The 14,221-nt window shown below is 44.5% G+C and carries 21 protein-coding genes and 1 tRNA gene; 8 read left to right on the forward strand and 14 right to left on the reverse strand.

The window, feature by feature from the left end; all coding sequences use genetic code 11:
• From F7C14_RS06725 to F7C14_RS06740, 4 genes are all read right to left on the reverse strand, one after another.
• A partial coding sequence (locus F7C14_RS06725; RefSeq protein WP_290901177.1) for a CofH family radical SAM protein occupies positions 1 to 778 on the reverse strand: 778 nt, incomplete at its 3' end.
• A complete protein-coding gene (gene aglJ, locus F7C14_RS06730; RefSeq protein WP_290901180.1) occupies positions 756 to 1,673 on the reverse strand; it encodes an S-layer glycoprotein N-glycosyltransferase AglJ in 918 nt (305 codons plus the stop codon). The genes F7C14_RS06725 and aglJ, both read right to left, overlap by 23 nt.
• Complete coding sequence (locus F7C14_RS06735) at positions 1,674 to 2,255, reverse strand: orotate phosphoribosyltransferase-like protein (protein WP_290901183.1); 582 nt, start codon at positions 2,253 to 2,255, stop codon at positions 1,674 to 1,676.
• A complete protein-coding gene (locus F7C14_RS06740) occupies positions 2,252 to 2,698 on the reverse strand; it encodes a PIN domain-containing protein (RefSeq protein WP_290901185.1) in 447 nt (148 codons plus the stop codon). The genes F7C14_RS06735 and F7C14_RS06740 overlap by 4 nt, the downstream gene beginning before the upstream one ends.
• A 39-nt stretch (positions 2,699 to 2,737) precedes the next feature.
• On the opposite strand from F7C14_RS06740, the gene F7C14_RS06745 reads away from it, so the two are divergent.
• The 7 genes from F7C14_RS06745 (at position 2,738) to F7C14_RS06775 (ending at position 7,842) form a co-directional block, all read left to right on the forward strand.
• Positions 2,738 to 3,151: a DUF123 domain-containing protein gene (locus F7C14_RS06745; protein ID WP_290901188.1), complete on the forward strand. Its 414-nt coding sequence runs from the start codon at positions 2,738 to 2,740 to the stop codon at positions 3,149 to 3,151.
• Complete coding sequence (locus F7C14_RS06750; RefSeq protein WP_290901190.1) at positions 3,126 to 3,533, forward strand: translation initiation factor IF-2 subunit beta; 408 nt, start codon at positions 3,126 to 3,128, stop codon at positions 3,531 to 3,533. The genes F7C14_RS06745 and F7C14_RS06750 overlap by 26 nt, the downstream gene beginning before the upstream one ends.
• Entirely contained in the window at positions 3,530 to 3,826 is a 297-nt protein-coding gene (locus tag F7C14_RS06755; protein ID WP_290901194.1) for a DUF424 domain-containing protein, read from the forward strand. The genes F7C14_RS06750 and F7C14_RS06755 overlap by 4 nt, the downstream gene beginning before the upstream one ends.
• Positions 3,796 to 5,136, forward strand: a complete 1,341-nt coding sequence (locus F7C14_RS06760) for a transcription antitermination factor NusB (RefSeq protein ID WP_290901196.1) — start codon at positions 3,796 to 3,798, stop codon at positions 5,134 to 5,136. Before F7C14_RS06755 ends, F7C14_RS06760 begins: the two co-directional genes overlap by 31 nt.
• 147 nt (positions 5,137 to 5,283) lie before the next feature.
• Entirely contained in the window at positions 5,284 to 6,765 is a 1,482-nt protein-coding gene (locus F7C14_RS06765; RefSeq protein WP_290901201.1) for a homocysteine biosynthesis protein, read from the forward strand.
• 4 nt (positions 6,766 to 6,769) lie between these two features.
• A complete protein-coding gene (locus F7C14_RS06770) occupies positions 6,770 to 7,153 on the forward strand; it encodes an ATP-binding protein (RefSeq protein ID WP_290901203.1) in 384 nt (127 codons plus the stop codon).
• Complete coding sequence (locus F7C14_RS06775) at positions 7,150 to 7,842, forward strand: UPF0280 family protein (RefSeq protein ID WP_290901205.1); 693 nt, start codon at positions 7,150 to 7,152, stop codon at positions 7,840 to 7,842. Before F7C14_RS06770 ends, F7C14_RS06775 begins: the two co-directional genes overlap by 4 nt.
• On the opposite strand, the gene F7C14_RS06780 is transcribed toward F7C14_RS06775, so the two are convergent.
• The 3 genes from F7C14_RS06780 to F7C14_RS06790 are packed head-to-tail and all read right to left on the reverse strand — an operon-like array spanning position 7,808 to position 10,099.
• Positions 7,808 to 8,686 (reverse strand): hypothetical protein, encoded by an 879-nt coding sequence (locus F7C14_RS06780; RefSeq protein WP_290901207.1) that lies wholly within the window; start codon positions 8,684 to 8,686, stop codon positions 7,808 to 7,810. The genes F7C14_RS06775 and F7C14_RS06780 overlap by 35 nt on opposite strands.
• Positions 8,658 to 9,131 (reverse strand): hypothetical protein, encoded by a 474-nt coding sequence (locus F7C14_RS06785; protein WP_290901209.1) that lies wholly within the window; start codon positions 9,129 to 9,131, stop codon positions 8,658 to 8,660. The genes F7C14_RS06780 and F7C14_RS06785 overlap by 29 nt, the downstream gene beginning before the upstream one ends.
• Positions 9,128 to 10,099 carry a rod shape-determining protein gene (locus F7C14_RS06790; RefSeq protein ID WP_290901212.1) on the reverse strand — a complete coding sequence of 324 codons (972 nt, stop codon included), beginning with the start codon at positions 10,097 to 10,099 and terminating at the stop codon, positions 9,128 to 9,130. The genes F7C14_RS06785 and F7C14_RS06790 overlap by 4 nt, the downstream gene beginning before the upstream one ends.
• Positions 10,100 to 10,153: 54 nt before the next feature.
• Between F7C14_RS06790 and F7C14_RS06795 the strand changes: the two genes are divergently transcribed.
• A complete protein-coding gene (locus F7C14_RS06795; RefSeq protein WP_290901216.1) occupies positions 10,154 to 11,167 on the forward strand; it encodes a hypothetical protein in 1,014 nt (337 codons plus the stop codon).
• Here the strand turns inward: F7C14_RS06795 and F7C14_RS06800 are convergent.
• The 7 genes from F7C14_RS06800 to F7C14_RS06830 all read right to left on the reverse strand — a co-directional run bounded on the left by F7C14_RS06800 (position 11,154) and on the right by F7C14_RS06830 (position 14,153).
• Positions 11,154 to 11,345 carry a ferritin family protein gene (locus tag F7C14_RS06800; protein WP_290901219.1) on the reverse strand — a complete coding sequence of 64 codons (192 nt, stop codon included), beginning with the start codon at positions 11,343 to 11,345 and terminating at the stop codon, positions 11,154 to 11,156. The two genes, F7C14_RS06795 and F7C14_RS06800, sit on opposite strands and share 14 nt — an antisense overlap.
• Before the next feature lie 42 nt (positions 11,346 to 11,387).
• A complete protein-coding gene (gene rpsB / locus F7C14_RS06805) occupies positions 11,388 to 12,002 on the reverse strand; it encodes a 30S ribosomal protein S2 (RefSeq protein WP_290901222.1) in 615 nt (204 codons plus the stop codon).
• On the reverse strand, positions 11,999 to 13,207 hold the full coding sequence (gene eno, locus F7C14_RS06810) for a phosphopyruvate hydratase (protein ID WP_290901224.1): 1,209 nt from the start codon (positions 13,205 to 13,207) through the stop codon (positions 11,999 to 12,001). Before eno ends, rpsB begins: the two co-directional genes overlap by 4 nt.
• Positions 13,208 to 13,216: 9 nt before the next feature.
• Positions 13,217 to 13,438, reverse strand: a complete 222-nt coding sequence (locus F7C14_RS06815; RefSeq protein WP_012966437.1) for a DNA-directed RNA polymerase subunit K — start codon at positions 13,436 to 13,438, stop codon at positions 13,217 to 13,219.
• Between the two features lie 26 nt (positions 13,439 to 13,464).
• Positions 13,465 to 13,538 (reverse strand) — tRNA-Pro (locus tag F7C14_RS06820).
• A complete protein-coding gene (locus F7C14_RS06825) occupies positions 13,529 to 13,747 on the reverse strand; it encodes a DNA-directed RNA polymerase subunit N (RefSeq protein ID WP_290901228.1) in 219 nt (72 codons plus the stop codon). The genes F7C14_RS06820 and F7C14_RS06825 overlap by 10 nt, the downstream gene beginning before the upstream one ends.
• A 7-nt stretch (positions 13,748 to 13,754) precedes the next feature.
• The gene (locus F7C14_RS06830; protein WP_290901231.1) at positions 13,755 to 14,153 is read right to left on the reverse strand and encodes a 30S ribosomal protein S9; all 399 of its coding nucleotides are present in this window, start codon (positions 14,151 to 14,153) and stop codon (positions 13,755 to 13,757) included.
• Positions 14,154 to 14,221: the final 68 nt, after the last annotated feature.

Raw genomic sequence — 14,221 nt, forward strand, 5'->3', positions numbered from 1 at the left:
CTTTTATTCCTTTAAAGTTGTCGAGAACGATTCTTGAGACGGCTATGGTTTTTAGAATTTTAACCGCGCTCGCTTTTTCCCCTCCAAGTTTCGTGTTCTCGGGATGATAGAGAAGGGGAATGAACGATACAAAGCCGTTTGTTTTTTCCTGAAGCTTTCTGAGTCTGTACAGATGAATCGCTATGTCTCTGTAACTCTCCACGTGTCCGAAAAGCATCGTAGCGTTGCTTTTAATCCCCAGAGAGTGGGCAATCTTCATAACCCTGAGCCACCTTTCGGCTGAAGCCTTCCTTGGGGAAATGACCTCCCTAACTCTCTCAGCCAGAATTTCAGCTCCTCCTCCGGGAAGCATTCTCAGTCCAGCCTCTTTCAGTCGGGACAAAAACTCTCTAACGCTCATCTTCTCTTTCTTTGAGTAGTAGTAAACTTCCGTGGCGGTAAGAGCTTTTATCACTGCATCGCTTTTCTCCGAGATATTTCTAAAGATCTCTTCGAAATACTCCACGCCAAGCTCCGGATTGTGGGATCCGACGATGTGAAGCTCTTTAACTCCGAGCTTTACCGCTTCCAAAGCCTCTCTGACGACTTCTTCGACACTCTTTGTGAAACCGTCGTCGCTGTGGTAAGCGCAAATCGGACACTTTGACTCGCATACGTTGGAGTAGTTGATGTGCTTGTTCAGAACAAAAGTTGCGTAGCCGTTATTGAGAGAATCCGCCTTTTTTCCCAATTCGTGAATGCTTTGATTGAAAAGCTCAGCTATCTCTCCTACTTTCACGAACTTCCCTCCTCAAGTTCTCTATATCTCTTTTGAGAGTTGCGTAGTTCCTCACGAGAACGTCGCTTATGACTCCGATCAGGATCATCTGCAATCCCGAGATTATTAATAGAGCTGTTAAAACAGCCAGCAAGTAGTGCGTAATCTTTCTGAACCAATCGTAAACCGTTATAGCTCCGGTAATTAGTCCAAGGAAGAGTAGAAGTCCTCCGATGAAGTAGAAATACCTCCCCGGACTGTACTTCTTTAGCAGTGAATATAACGTCAGAGCAATTCTGACTCCGTCCTTTATCGGTCTGAGCTTCGTTCTACCTTTTCTTTTTTTGTAGGTTATCGGAACTTCCAAAATCCTGAAACCGTTGGCTATGGTCTCTACTGTCATCTCAGCCTCTATTTCAAATCCCGTCTTTTCAAGTTCGAAGGATTTGTAGACTTCTTTTTTCATCGCTCTATATCCGGTTAGGATGTCGTAGAGTTCGACTCCGTAGAAAAGCCTGAAGAAGAGATTCAGAATTTTGTTTCCAAGTAGGTTCAATCTCGTAAAAGCACCTTTCTCGAAATTCTCAAGTCTGTTTCCAGCTACGTGATCCGCTACATCCCTCCTTATTGGTTCCAGCAGCTTTTCAACCTCTTCCGGCAGGTAAGTTCCGTCTCCGTCTATAAGCACGACAACATCGCTATCCACAAGCTGAAAAGCCTCTTTTACCGCCTGTCCTTTTCCTTTTCCGCTTTGGACGACGACTTTAGCTCCTTTTTCCTTTGCTATCTCCCTCGTTTTGTCGGTGCTGTTGCCATCTATTACGAAAACCTCGTATCCCATTCCTACGAACTTCTCGACTATTTCTCCTATGCTCTCCTCCTCGTTTAACGTCGGAATTATTACCGTGACTTTCATTTAGAGCCTCTCTATCCTAATGAGGCTGTAAATCGGCACGTTGTTTATCTCATCTAAGCCGGTTTTGTTGACTATCACAGCAGCGCACAGAGCTTTTCCCTTATTCTGAACGTACTCTATTACCTCCTTTATCGTTGAGCCAGTCGTCATTATATCGTCAACTATCGCGCAGCTCTTTCCGTCGATCTTTGCGAAATTCTCGCTTAAAGTTCCAGAAATGTGCTTCTCCTCTTTCTCCCACCTAAGCTTTTTCGGATAGTATACTGCTATCTCGCTCGTTATCTCTTGGGCAACCATTGTAGCGAGGGGAATGCCAGAGGTGGCTATGCCCACCACAACGTCCGGCTCTCCAGCTTCGAGTATTATATCCGCTAATATCTCGGCTATCCTCCTCAATCTGAAAGCTGAAGAGGTCAGAGTGTTTAGCTCAACGTAAACGTCAGAGGGCTTGGCTGTAGCTCTCGTTAAAAGCCACATAGCCGTTTCTCTCGACACATTTAACTCGTCTGCTATCTCGCCGGTTGTGAGACCTTTTTCCTTTAGCTTTCTCGCCTTTTCGATCAACTCCTCAAGTCTGCTCATTTTCTCACCCTCCTCAACTTGGCTTCGCTACCGCAAACTGGGCAGATGTCGGACTCAATTTTCCTACCACAACCTCTACAAACTTTAATCCACTTAAATGATTTTCTTATACCGGAATGAATGACCGGCTCAAATTTCAATTTCAAAGCTTTTGCAACGTTTTGAACTGCGTAATCGTCGGTGATGATCGTCGCTTTATATTCCAGCGCTTTTGCAAGAACGCTTATATCCGCTTCACTCAGCTTGTGAATGTCTCCAGTTTTTTTTGCAACTTCCAAGACCTCCTTAACGAATTTTTCTTTGACTTTTTCGACTTTTATCCCGCTTACGTCCAAGTAGAGCTTTGAATCCTCATCTTTTATTTCTTCAACAACTTCTGGAGTAGTCACCGCATTTTCCACTTTCTTCCTTGCTATTATTGCCGTAGCGTCCAGTACGTGCATTAAGAAAGTATTAAGGTGGTGAAGAATAAAACCGTTTTCATGTACTTCGTGATTTTCAGACTTGAGGAGGATAAGAAAATAAGAGTCGGAAAGCTCGGCGAAATAGATTTCAAAAAGGGTTATTACGTTTACGTTGGAAGTGCAAAAAGAGGTTTGAACAAGAGGATCAGAAGGCATATGAAAAAGGAAAAGAGGATGAGGTGGCATGTGGATTACCTTAGCGTGGAAGCGGAGTTCGTCGATGCTTTCAAAGTTGGCGTTAGCGAATGTGAACTTGCGAAGCTCGCGGCAAGCCTTATGGAGGGTATAAAGGACTTCGGTTGTTCGGATTGCAAATGCAAGTCACATCTCTTTTACTCCGAGGATTATCCAGAAAAATTCGTTAACGAGGTAAAGCTTAATTACGGTAAGATAGAGAGACTCGATTATGAGGAGTTACGAGGAACTTCTTGAAAGAGCTTTGAAGATGCTTCCGGAAAATGTTGTGAAAAGGGAGAGGTTTGAGATCCCCAAGGTTTCCTTGCAGAGGGAAGGTACAAAAACGATAATCAAGAACTTCTCAAGCATCGCTAAAGCTCTCAACAGGAGTGAGGAGCATATATTTAAGTATCTCGTTCGCTCTTTGGGTACGGCTGGAGTTATAGAAAGTGGTAGGCTCGTCCTTCAGGGTAAGTTTACCGAAGAGGAAGTCCAGAGGGAAGTGGAGGATTACGTTAAAACCTACGTTCTCTGTAAAGAATGTGGTGCTCCGGATACGGAGCTTGTGAGGGAGGAGAGAATACTCTTTGTTAAGTGTCTCGCCTGCGGAGCGAAGCATTCGGTAAGGAGCATATGAAGTTCAGAATGAAGATTTACAGAGTCAAGGGGGAAGTACTTGTAGCGGTGTGCGATGAGGAGTTAGTGGGTAAAACCTTCAGAGAAAAGGATTTAAAAATTGAGGTAAAGGAAGAGTTTTACGGTAAGGAAAGCTACGACGAGGAAGAGGTTAAAAGAGCGTTGAGACAAGCTACGATAGCCAATATAACCGGAAAAAATGCCGTAAAGCTTGCGATATCCATAGGGATAATAGACGAAAACAAGGTTTTGAAGATAGGAGAATGTTGGCACGCGCAGATGGTGGTGATGTAATAGTAAATCAGGAGATAGCGGCGGAGATACTTGAAAAACTCGACGAAGAAGTTATTTCGGAAAAAGAACTGCTTAGAAGATTCTTTTTGGGAAAGAATGTTGATTACAAAATTAGAGGAGCCGTTCATGCCTACGTGATGGAAGTATCTAAGAGGAGGAACGTCATAGACTTTATTCTTGAAAAAGCTTTAAAGCCGAAGAAACTTGAGGATGTGAAACCTTTCGTGAGAAATCTTTTGAGAATAGCAACTTACGAAATCTTTTTCAAAAGAGTTCCTCCGGCTTTAGCTACTGACTGCGCTGTTAGGATAGCGAAAAAGAGGTTTGGAATAAGAGCAGCCTCCTTTGTCAACGCTATTTTGAGGAAGGCTGAAAAGGTGGATTTGAAGAGGGAGATGGAGAAGCTTGACAGAACTAAATACTTGGCTTTGAAGTACTTCCACCCGGAGTGGTACGTCAAAATGGCTGAGAAGCTGGGGATAGATGTTGAGGAACTTTTGATAGCTAATTTGGATAACACGATCTACATTAGGGTGAACACCATAAAAACGAGCGAGGAAAATCTGAGGAGGTATTTGGAAAAGAACGATGTGATAGTGGAGGAGACGTTCCTTCCGGAGGTCTTCAAAGTTGTAAGTTACGACAAACCTCCAGCCTACTTGGATGGACACAATGAGCTCTTCGTTATTCAGGATCTCGCCTCTTGCCTTGTTTCAAGAACGCTGAATCCTGAGCCGGGGGATGTTGTAGCGGATCTTTGCGCCGCTCCGGGATCAAAAACGAGTCACATGGCTGCACTGATGGAAAATAAAGGAAAAATTATAGCTGTCGACAACTCTAAAGAGAGGGTCGAAAGAATGAGAGCGAGGTTGAAAAAACTTGGAGTTGAAAACGTGAAGATTTTGATAGGGGATGCTTCGAAAATTGAGCTTGAGGCTGACAAGGTTCTGCTCGATCCACCGTGCTCATCTACAGGCTCAGTAAGAAACTACCCGAGCGTTAAGTGGAGGTACGATCCGAAGCTCTTCTGGAAGACCGTGGAGTTGCAGAGGAAAATGCTCAAAAATGCCTCGAAAATAGGAGAAGAAGTCGTCTACTCCACCTGCTCAATAACTTTCGAGGAGAATGAAGAGAACGTCATGTTTGCAAGCAAGTTTTTAAAAGTTGAGGATGCTTACATTGGCTTCGGAGATAAGGGAATTTCCAGATACGGAAGGAAGAGATTCCCTTATGCGGAGCTCGTTGTGAGAACGTATCCGCACAAGCACGACACAGCCGGATTCTTCATCTCTAAGCTCAGGAGAAAGTGAATCGTCAGAGCCTAAAGCTATCATCACTTCTCAGCCGAGAACCGACTCATCATCCACTCTCTTTATTTACTGCCCTTCAATTAACCCTTGTGATTACAAATCGTAATATTTCGAAAAACCTATATAACTATCAGTTAACTTAGTTGCGTGAAGACAGTTGAGGAGATTAACGAGAAAATTAGAGAAGGGAATGTTAACGTTGTCACCGCTTTAGAAATGAAAGAGATTGTGGCTGAACTTGGAGCGAAAGAAGCTGCTAAGGAAGTTGATGTTGTTACGACTGGAACTTTCGGAGCGATGTGCTCTTCTGGAGCTTTTTTCAATTTCGGTCATTCCGATCCGCCCATAAAGATGCAAAGGGTCTGGCTAAATGATGTGGAAGCTTACACAGGGATAGCTGCTGTCGACGCTTACCTTGGAGTTACTCAGCTTTCCGAAACCCTCGGAATGGAATACGGAGGAGCTCACGTAATCGAGGATCTCGTGAGGGGAAAGGAGGTTGAGCTCAGAGCCACAGCCTACGGAACTGACTGCTATCCGAGAAAGGAAATTGTAACGGAGATAAGCTTGGAAGATGTTAATCAGGCGGTGATGGTAAATCCGAGGAACGCATACCAAAGATACAGAGCGGCGACGAACTCTTCCGATAGGGTGCTGAGGACGTACATGGGAACTCTCCTACCAAACTTCGGAAACGTCACCTATGCTGGCGTTGGAGAGCTTTCTCCTTTGAACAACGACCCCGAATACAGAACTATCGGAGTTGGAACGAGGATTTTCCTTGGAGGGGCTAAAGGTTACGTTATCGGCGAAGGAACTCAGCATTCTCCTCCCTTCGGAACTTTGATGGTGAAGGGAAATCTGAAGGAGATGAAGCCCGAATATTTGAGAGCCGCCACGTTTCCCGGTTACGGAGTTACCCTCTTCGTCGGAATTGGTATCCCTATCCCGATACTTGACGAAGAAATGGCTAAAGCGACGGCAATAACCGATGATAAGATTGAGACGGTCATAATCGACTTCGGTGTGCCAAGAAGGGACAGACCGATTGTTAAAAGAGTTACTTACGCCGAGCTGAAGAGCGGAAAGGTTGAGATAAACGGAGAAGATGTGAGAGTTTCGCCCCTTTCGAGTTACTACATGTCGAAGAAAATAGCGGAAGAGTTGAAGAGGATGATAGAAAGGGGAGAGTTCTTCCTGACGATGCCCGTGGAGAGAATTCCGCAGAAGGAAGTTTTCAAACCTATGAGGCAGAGGGAGATAAAAGTCGTTAAGAGCGTGATGTCCTCTCCAGCAATAACGATCTCCCCGGAGGCGAGCATAGAGGAGGCTGCGAGAATTCTCATAGAAAACGAGATAAATCACCTTCCTGTTGTTAACGAGAAGGGAGAGCTCATAGGAATCGTTACGAGCTGGGATATTGCAAAAGCTGTTGCGAGAGGAAAGGTTGGGAAAGTTGAAGACATAATGACGAGAAAAGTCATCACTACGACGATGGAGGAGCCGATAGAGATAGCGGCAAGGAAGATGGAGCAGCACGAAATTTCGGCTTTACCGGTTGTTGATAAGGACAACAAAGTCGTTGGGATCGTGAGCAGCGAAGATTTGAGCAAGCTCCTTGCGAGGTGATCTCATGCTTTTGAAACTTAAGTACGATTCCCGCTCCGTTAGAGCGCCGGTTATTTCTAAGGTGGCTATAGAGGAGAATGCGCTGATAAACATAATTGAAGCAAAGGTCGAGCCAAGGTTTGGAGAGATTGTTGTGGAAGTGGATGACGAGATAGCGGAGAGAGTTGCCGAGAAGTTCAAAAAGTATGGAGTAGAGGTGAGGAAGCTCACCAAAAGTATTGAGAAGAGCGAAAAATGCGTGGATTGTGGTGCTTGCATTAGCGTCTGTCCCACTGGCGTTTTCGAGAGGGGAGAAGATGACAGAATAGTCGTCAACGAAGTTAAGTGCATAAGGTGCGGATTCTGCGTAGGAGTATGTCCACTGAACGCTCTGAAGCTTCCAGAGTGAGGAGGTTTAAGTTTAGGTACAAGGAAACGATTGCAACGATCCTTGCGGAAAACGAGGAGGTTTTTAAGAAAGCTGTAGAATTGATGCTCTACGCAAGGGAGAAAATAGAGGAAAAGATTAATCGAGACCCATTTTTTTCAATCACCTACTCTCCTTACGATTGCTCTGAGGAGATAGTTGAGAGAATGTGTCGAGCATCAAAACTCGCTGGAGTCGGACCAATGGCTGCTGTTGCCGGTACTATAGCAGGTTATGCGGTGGAAAATTTGGAAGCCGATTTTATAGTTGTTGACAACGGGGGCGATATAGCTCTTAAAACGGATCGTGAAATCCTCGTCGGAATCTATCCCACTAACCTCGCTTTCAGAATAGAACCGACGGACTTCTTAGCTATTTGCACTTCAAGCGGAAAAATAGGGCATTCGGTAAGTTTCGGCTACGCTGACGCAGCTACGGTTATAGCGAAAGAGGCGAGTATAGCCGATGCTTTTGCAACCGCTTTAGGCAATGTAATAGGAGAGAAGGACGGAAAGGAAGAGATTGAGGAAAAAATTGAGGAATTCTGGAAAAAGGCGAAAAAGCATGTCGAGGGATTGCTCGTCGTGAAGGATGAGGTCGTAGCTTTTGCTGGAAAAATTCCAGAGCTCGTTATGGCTAAGATAGACCCGGATGTGATAACAAAAGGCTGATTTTCTCCACGGATTTTTTATCTCTGAAGAAGGGATCACCGAGCACGACGTGGTCGCACAAGCTTAAAAGTTCCTTAATGCGGTTGGAAACATCTTCCAATTTTCCGGAGATCGTGAAAAATTCGAGAATTTTTTCGGCAGTAGCTTTTAGCTTTTTGTATTCGCCGTAGCTTTCCAGATTTTCGCCTCTCTGCCGCCTTTTTATGAGTTCTTCTATCTTTACCTCTCTGATTTTTTCGTAGGCTTCGTAGTATCCAAATTTTTTCAGAAAATCCTTGCTCGTCTGCATGACTATCGAGCAGGCTATGATCAAGTCCTGATAAAACTCGCTCGGGAGTATTAAAGCCGGTCCGTAGGCTGCTTTAAATCCCTCGAAGTCCCTGAAAACCTCCACATGCTTAGGGTAAACGTGGTTCAGTAGAATTCCGGAGCAGTACTTTTTTGCGATCTCATAAGACTTCAGCCAAGTCACTCCGCAGAGGATTTCTTCGAACTTTTCTCTCAACTTTTTCAGAAATTTTTCGTAATCTTTTAACTTAAAACCTCCCGACGCTACACCAAGGATAAATCTTTCCCCATACTCCTTTTCGAGTTTTTTGAAGTTTTCGTAGATCTCTTTGGCATTTCTTCTTGGAGTTAGGACTCCGAAGCCTACAAGGTGTTCGAAGTTCTCGGCAACTATTTCGGCAACTCTGAAAGGATCGGCAAAAAGTGGATTCTCCCCTATCCAGATTATCTTCACCCTCTCAGAAAGAAAGCTGGAGAGTTCGGCAATTTCTTTTTCCGGAAGATCGCCGTTTACGTTAATTCCTACCCTACCAGCTCTCGATAATTTTTCTAACATCCTTTATTTCGCTCTTTTCTCCCCTCTTCTTTTCCGGCACGTAACCGAGTCTGTCTCCGTAGTTTTCGATAACGATTTTTGCAGCCATTTTTGCTATCTCAACAATCTCAAAGTTCTCTTTCTTTTTCAGGTGTTCCTTCCTTTTATCAACAAAATAAGAACAGAAGAGGCACTTGTAAACGTTTAGGGGCTCAACTTCAGCTTCCAAGTCGGTTAAAGCCTCTAAGGCACAGATTTTTCCGTCGCTATATTTGCAGTTTTTCATTTTCTCTGTTCCGTACTTTTTAGCGTACTTCTCAAGCTCTCCGCTAACCTCCTTTTTCCTTTTCAGGAAGTACCACTCAAGGAGCGCCGAGATAAATTCTGATGGGGATACTCCAAGCTCCTCGCATTTTTTCAGAAGTTTTTCCTCTATATCCGCCGGGATGTCCACCGATATCCTCATGACTTCTTTCTACCTTTCTTTTCCTTCGGTGCTTCTTCCTTCTTTTCTTCTACTTCTTTTTCCTCATACAAAAGCTTTGCCAACTTGTAAAATCCCTTTACGTTACTCGTTAATGGATTTTCCGGTGTGATGACTTCTCCGATCTCGCTGAAATGTCTCTGAAACTCCTCGTGAACGCCCGGAAGCATCGCTCCTCCCCCGCTCAAAACGAAGTTTTCCACTATGCTTATGGAAAGTCCTTCGATCAGCATCTTCACTCTGCTCGATATTCTGTCTATCCAGCTTTTCATCAGCCTTTCGTAGTCCTCTTTGATATCCTCGTAGCTTATGCTCACCTTCTTCCCGCTCCTTATTCTCCCCACGGTCTTTTTCTCCACCAACAGCTTCGTCATTTCCTCAGGAGTTATGCTCACTCCGGTCTTGTTCCTTATCTCCAACTCCAAGCTTTCGTAGATGTTGTCTACTCCTATGAGCATAGTATCTCCTTTTAGGAACTCCATGTCAACTAAAACAGCTATGTCGGTGGTGCCGAAGCCTATGTCTACGCAAACTCCCGTGTCGTAATTCAGAAAAGCCAAACTTCCGACCGGTTGGGGGAATAAAACGATCTCCTTCTTCAGACTTTCCTGAAGCTTGCTTTTTATCTCCTCCCTTTCCTTCCTTGAGGACTTCACTGGGAGACCAATTGCTATTAAATCTCCCTCTGCTTTTTTCAGAGCGTATTTTGCAAGCTCCACGTACGATTCGTGCATAATCCTCCCTTCATGGAGAGGTCTGAGGATTTCTATGTCCTCAACGCTTTGAAAGTGTATTGCCTCTTCTCCCACGTAAACGTCCTTCTCTTCTCCTTTCAGGCTCCAGTCTCTCTTTTTTCCGTAGGCGACTATGCTCGGAAATACGAAAACGTTTTCCCCGTCGTTCGTAACTTTTGTGTAGTTGGTTCCGATATCAAGTCCAACGAATTTCATTGAAACGAATTTCAAAGCAAAACAATAAAAATTTTGTCAGAAACATTAAGAATTGTGTTCCTCTACATATTTCCCGAAAAGGACTCGGAAGAAGTTTTGGCGGGTTTGAAGAATTTAAAACCAGCTTTTAAAGCTGAAAGGGACTACGAGGTTTTTGCTGTAAGCAACGACGGAAAAATTGTGGCTGGAAAATACAAAAAGACATTTTTTGTTCTTTCCGAAGATAGCCTAAGCTTTTTCGTAGAGCCGTTGGAAACTTATCAAATAATTTTCGGAGATTCCAACGAAGTAAAATTGGAAAATAGTACTGTGTACGTTCCTCGGGAAAAAGGTAAAGGTGTTCTGCAAAATCTTATCCCATTTCTATCTGAGATAACGGTAGCTAAGATTCTAATTAAAGATGCGAGGCTTAGGGCTGAGCATTTAAATAAAGAGGAGACGAAAATAATCTCCGAGGTTACGGAAATCCTTGAGGGGGCAAAAACCCTAAGCGTTTCGAAACTTGAGGAGCTTGCCTATTCGATTTCCTCATTGAAGGGGTCGTTTTTTTCCGCTTACATGCAGTTTAAAGATGAACTCGAGGAAATATCTTCCTCTTTGATCAGAGCTGAAGAGTATTCAAGGGAATTTGGTTTGGATGAGCTAATTTCGAGTCTCAGAATTCAGCTTCAGTCTCTTCGCCAGTACGAATCGAGCTTCGAATCGACGCTTAACGGTGTGAGGGATGCCCTCGATACGGTTCATTTAAAATTGGAGTCCCTCCACAGAAAAGAAAACCTTGAGCTTCAAAGGAAAACTTCGTCTCTTCAAGCGGCAGCGGCTGTCATAGAGTTTATCGCCGTTTTCTACTACTCCATGGGAATTTGGAGCAAGTACGCAAATTTATCAGCTATTCCTAAGTGGATTTCCTTCTCTTTGCTTGCGATACTCTCCACTTTAGTTGTTATTTGCACGGAAGCTGTCGGGGAAGCTTTAGCGAGCAAAAAGCTAAGCGGGAGGTTCTATTTGGTAACGGCTCTTTTAATTCTTACTGTTTTTGCGATGTTCCTTGTTACTATCTATTACTGAGGAGTTTTAGAGCTTTCAGCCTATCTTCTATCATTTTCAGGTGCTCCCTTTCCTGAGAAATCAGGTAGTCGAGAAGTTCCGAAGTTAGGGGATCAGCATTTTTCTTCATTTCGTTGTACTCTTTAATAGCCTGAACCTCCAACTGCTTCGCTCTCTCTAAAATCTGTTCGGGAGTCATGGAATAAAAATTGGTTTCGAAAAACAAAAACTTTTTCCAGAATTAAAGCTCTGCCTCGAAATCTTCCACTCTGTAAGGGAATTCGGCGAAACCTCTGTTTCTCAAAACTTCTCTTGCGAGAATCCAGTAAACCAAAGCCAAGGCTTTTCTACCCTTGTTGTTCGTCGGAATTACAAAGTCTATGTTGGCTGTGTTGTTGTTCGTGTCGCATAGAGCTACTACCGGAATCCCCACTTCGGTGGCTTCGATAACAGCTTGTCTGTCTATAGCCGGGTCTGTGACGATTACGATTTCGGGCTCTTTGTATTCTTTAAGAGCGGGATTCGTTAAAGTTCCGGGGATGAATCTTCCCACAACGTACTCAGCTCCGGTGACCTTGGCGAACATCATCACCGGCTTCTGCCCGTACTGCCTTGCAGCTACCGCCAGAACTTTGTTTGGCTCGTATCTTGCAAGGAGCTTTCCTGCCAGCTTTAGTCTTTCGTCGAGCATTCTTATGTCGAGTATGTACAAACCGTCCTGCCTGACTTTGTAGATGAACCTTTTCATGTCTCCGGTCTTTATCTGCGTTCCAATGTGCACTCCAGCGGCTAAGTACTCATCCGGAGGAACAAGATATTCGTAACCCTCATCTTCTCTCATTAACTTCCCTTTCATTTTAACCACCTTATCTTGGTCATCGTCATGTAATCTTCATCTTCAATTCTGATTAGTTCGTTTAACTTGGCAATTCTTTCCCCGCCAACAACACCGCACTTTATTAATGTTGCGTTGAAAGCTACGCTGAGGTGAGCTATTGTCTCATCTTCAGTTTCTCCGCTTCTGTGGGAGACTACGATGTCGTAATCGTTGTCCTTAGCAACTTTCACCGCTTTGAACGTGTCAGTTAAAGTGCCTATCTGGTTTGGTTTGATCAAAACGGTGTTCGCAGCTCCCATTTCTATTCCCTTTTCTATCCTCTTAACGTTTGTGACGAAGAGGTCGTCTCCGCATATCATGCAGTTTACGCTTTTTGTAAGCTCCGCGAACCCCTCAAAGTCCTCCTCGTGGAGGGGATCTTCAACGTAGAGGAGGTCGTACCTGTCGATTAGTTCAGCTATGTAGGAGATCTGCTCTTCCCTGCTCAGCTTCTTGTCTCTGTAAACGTAATGTTTCCCATTCCAAAGCTCGGTTGCAGCCACATCCACCCCCATTCTTATCTCGAAACCGACCTCATCTTCAACTAAGCTTATAGCTTCATTTAAAATTTCAAAAGCTTCTTCGTCGGTTATCTGGGCTGCCCAAGCTCCTTCGTCACCTTTTGCCGCAAATATTCCCCTCTTTTTGAAAATCTCTTTTAGCTTTCTGTGAACTAAGGCGTTCGCTTTTTGGGCATCGAAAAACGTTTCTGCTCCGACGGGGATTACTAAGAATTCCTGAATGCTCGTTGAATTCTCTGCGTGAGCACCTCCGCCTATAACGTTTCCGAGGGGGTATGGAAGTTCTTTGGCGAAAGCTCCGCCAAGATACTCGTAGAGTTTCAAGCCGAGGGAGTTTGCCGCTGCTTTAGCTGCTGCCAAGCTTGCGGCGATGGCGAAATTTCCCCCGATACTTGAGAAGTTCTCGGTTCCGTCTTCTTCCCTTAGAGCCTTGTCTATCTCTTGCTGATCGAAAACGTATAAACCTATCAAAGCTTTGGAAACCCTCTCCTCTATTTCATCAATCTTGTAGGGGTCAACTGCAACAGCTTCGTTACTTCCAGTTGAAGCACCGCTTGGAGCGATTGCTTTTCCGAAAGAGTTTTCGGTGATGACGACGCATTCTACAGTCTCCTTTCCCCTACTGTCAAAAACTATTCTGTAGAAAACATCCTCTATTACCAAGTTATCACCTCAGAATAGGTCGTATCTCTGGAGCCAGACAAAAGCACTCCTCCTCCTTTTAACGGTTATCGGAATCACACCTCTTTCGAACTCTTCCTTAGCAATTTCAAGAGGATCAGTTTTGTCAGTTTCAATTAAAACGGGAGCACCCATAGCTATTTGTAAAGCTCTTGCTCCGATAATTCTTGCCTTTTCAAACCTCGTGTATTCGAACGGAAACAACTTTTTCACGAATCTCCCCCCAAATTAAAGGGAAATGGGGCCGCCGAGATTTGAACTCGGGTCACGGCGCCCCGAACGCCGCAGGATATCCAGGCTACCCTACGGCCCCTCTTCTTCGAAGCTTATAACTCCCCTATATCTCGCCAGCTCCTCAACAACCGATTTGTGGGTGAAGAACATCCTCCTGCAACAATATCTCTCGATGCCGAGGGTGTCTAAAGCTTCCCTCGGCGACTTGCCCTCAGAAAGTAGCTTCTTATATTCCTCCCACTTATGAGCTATTACGGCTCCGCAGGTGAAGCACCTTACGGGAAACATTGAAAAATCACCTGTAAGAAGTTTGCCTCCTCTTTCTTGCTCCTCTCCCTCCCTGCTTTTTCGGTTCTTTTCTTCTCGTATCGTTCACGAGCAAAGTTCTGTCGTATTCAAGGAATGCTCTCTTTAACTCCGGATCTTGGCTGAATTCCAATAACGCTCTCGCTATTGCCGTTCTCGCTGCTTCAGCCTGTCCCATAAATCCTCCGCCTTCCACCTTCACGTCGATGTCGACTTGCTTCGCAAGCTCTTTGGCTATTAGCAGCGGCTCCATTATCTTCATTCTCGCCATTTCTGGCTGGTAGATTTCGACGGGTATCTTGTTAATTCTTACTCTTCCCTTTCCTGGCTTTATCGTTGCCCTCGCTATTGCCGTCTTTCTCTTCCCGCTTGTAACTATCACTTTCATGTTCTCACCTCGAATCCCAGATACCTACTGACCTCCTCAAGATATACGTACTTGTCGGTCTTACAAAC

The sequence above is a fragment of the Ferroglobus sp. genome, assembly GCF_015521575.1.
GTDB lineage: Archaea > Halobacteriota > Archaeoglobi > Archaeoglobales > Archaeoglobaceae > Ferroglobus.

Excerpts from the sequence above, each read along its gene's own strand:
- F7C14_RS06745 (WP_290901188.1), top strand. The coding sequence starts at position 2,738 with ATGTACTTCGTGATTTTCAGACTTGAGGAGGATAAGAAAATAAGAGTC.
- F7C14_RS06785 (WP_290901209.1), bottom strand. The coding sequence starts at position 9,131 with ATGAGGATATCGGTGGACATCCCGGCGGATATAGAGGAAAAACTTCTG.
- F7C14_RS06780 (WP_290901207.1), bottom strand. The coding sequence starts at position 8,686 with ATGTTAGAAAAATTATCGAGAGCTGGTAGGGTAGGAATTAACGTAAAC.
- F7C14_RS06760 (WP_290901196.1), top strand. The coding sequence starts at position 3,796 with ATGTTGGCACGCGCAGATGGTGGTGATGTAATAGTAAATCAGGAGATA.
- F7C14_RS06825 (WP_290901228.1), bottom strand. The coding sequence starts at position 13,747 with ATGTTTCCCGTAAGGTGCTTCACCTGCGGAGCCGTAATAGCTCATAAG.
- F7C14_RS06790 (WP_290901212.1), bottom strand. The coding sequence starts at position 10,099 with ATGAAATTCGTTGGACTTGATATCGGAACCAACTACACAAAAGTTACG.
- F7C14_RS06800 (WP_290901219.1), bottom strand. The coding sequence starts at position 11,345 with ATGACTCCCGAACAGATTTTAGAGAGAGCGAAGCAGTTGGAGGTTCAG.
- F7C14_RS06735 (WP_290901183.1), bottom strand. The coding sequence starts at position 2,255 with ATGAGCAGACTTGAGGAGTTGATCGAAAAGGCGAGAAAGCTAAAGGAA.
- rpsB (WP_290901222.1), bottom strand. The coding sequence starts at position 12,002 with ATGAAAGGGAAGTTAATGAGAGAAGATGAGGGTTACGAATATCTTGTT.
- F7C14_RS06770 (WP_290901203.1), top strand. The coding sequence starts at position 6,770 with ATGCTTTTGAAACTTAAGTACGATTCCCGCTCCGTTAGAGCGCCGGTT.
- F7C14_RS06755 (WP_290901194.1), top strand. The coding sequence starts at position 3,530 with ATGAAGTTCAGAATGAAGATTTACAGAGTCAAGGGGGAAGTACTTGTA.
- aglJ (WP_290901180.1), bottom strand. The coding sequence starts at position 1,673 with ATGAAAGTCACGGTAATAATTCCGACGTTAAACGAGGAGGAGAGCATA.
- F7C14_RS06830 (WP_290901231.1), bottom strand. The coding sequence starts at position 14,153 with ATGAAAGTGATAGTTACAAGCGGGAAGAGAAAGACGGCAATAGCGAGG.
- F7C14_RS06750 (WP_290901190.1), top strand. The coding sequence starts at position 3,126 with ATGAGGAGTTACGAGGAACTTCTTGAAAGAGCTTTGAAGATGCTTCCG.
- F7C14_RS06740 (WP_290901185.1), bottom strand. The coding sequence starts at position 2,698 with ATGCACGTACTGGACGCTACGGCAATAATAGCAAGGAAGAAAGTGGAA.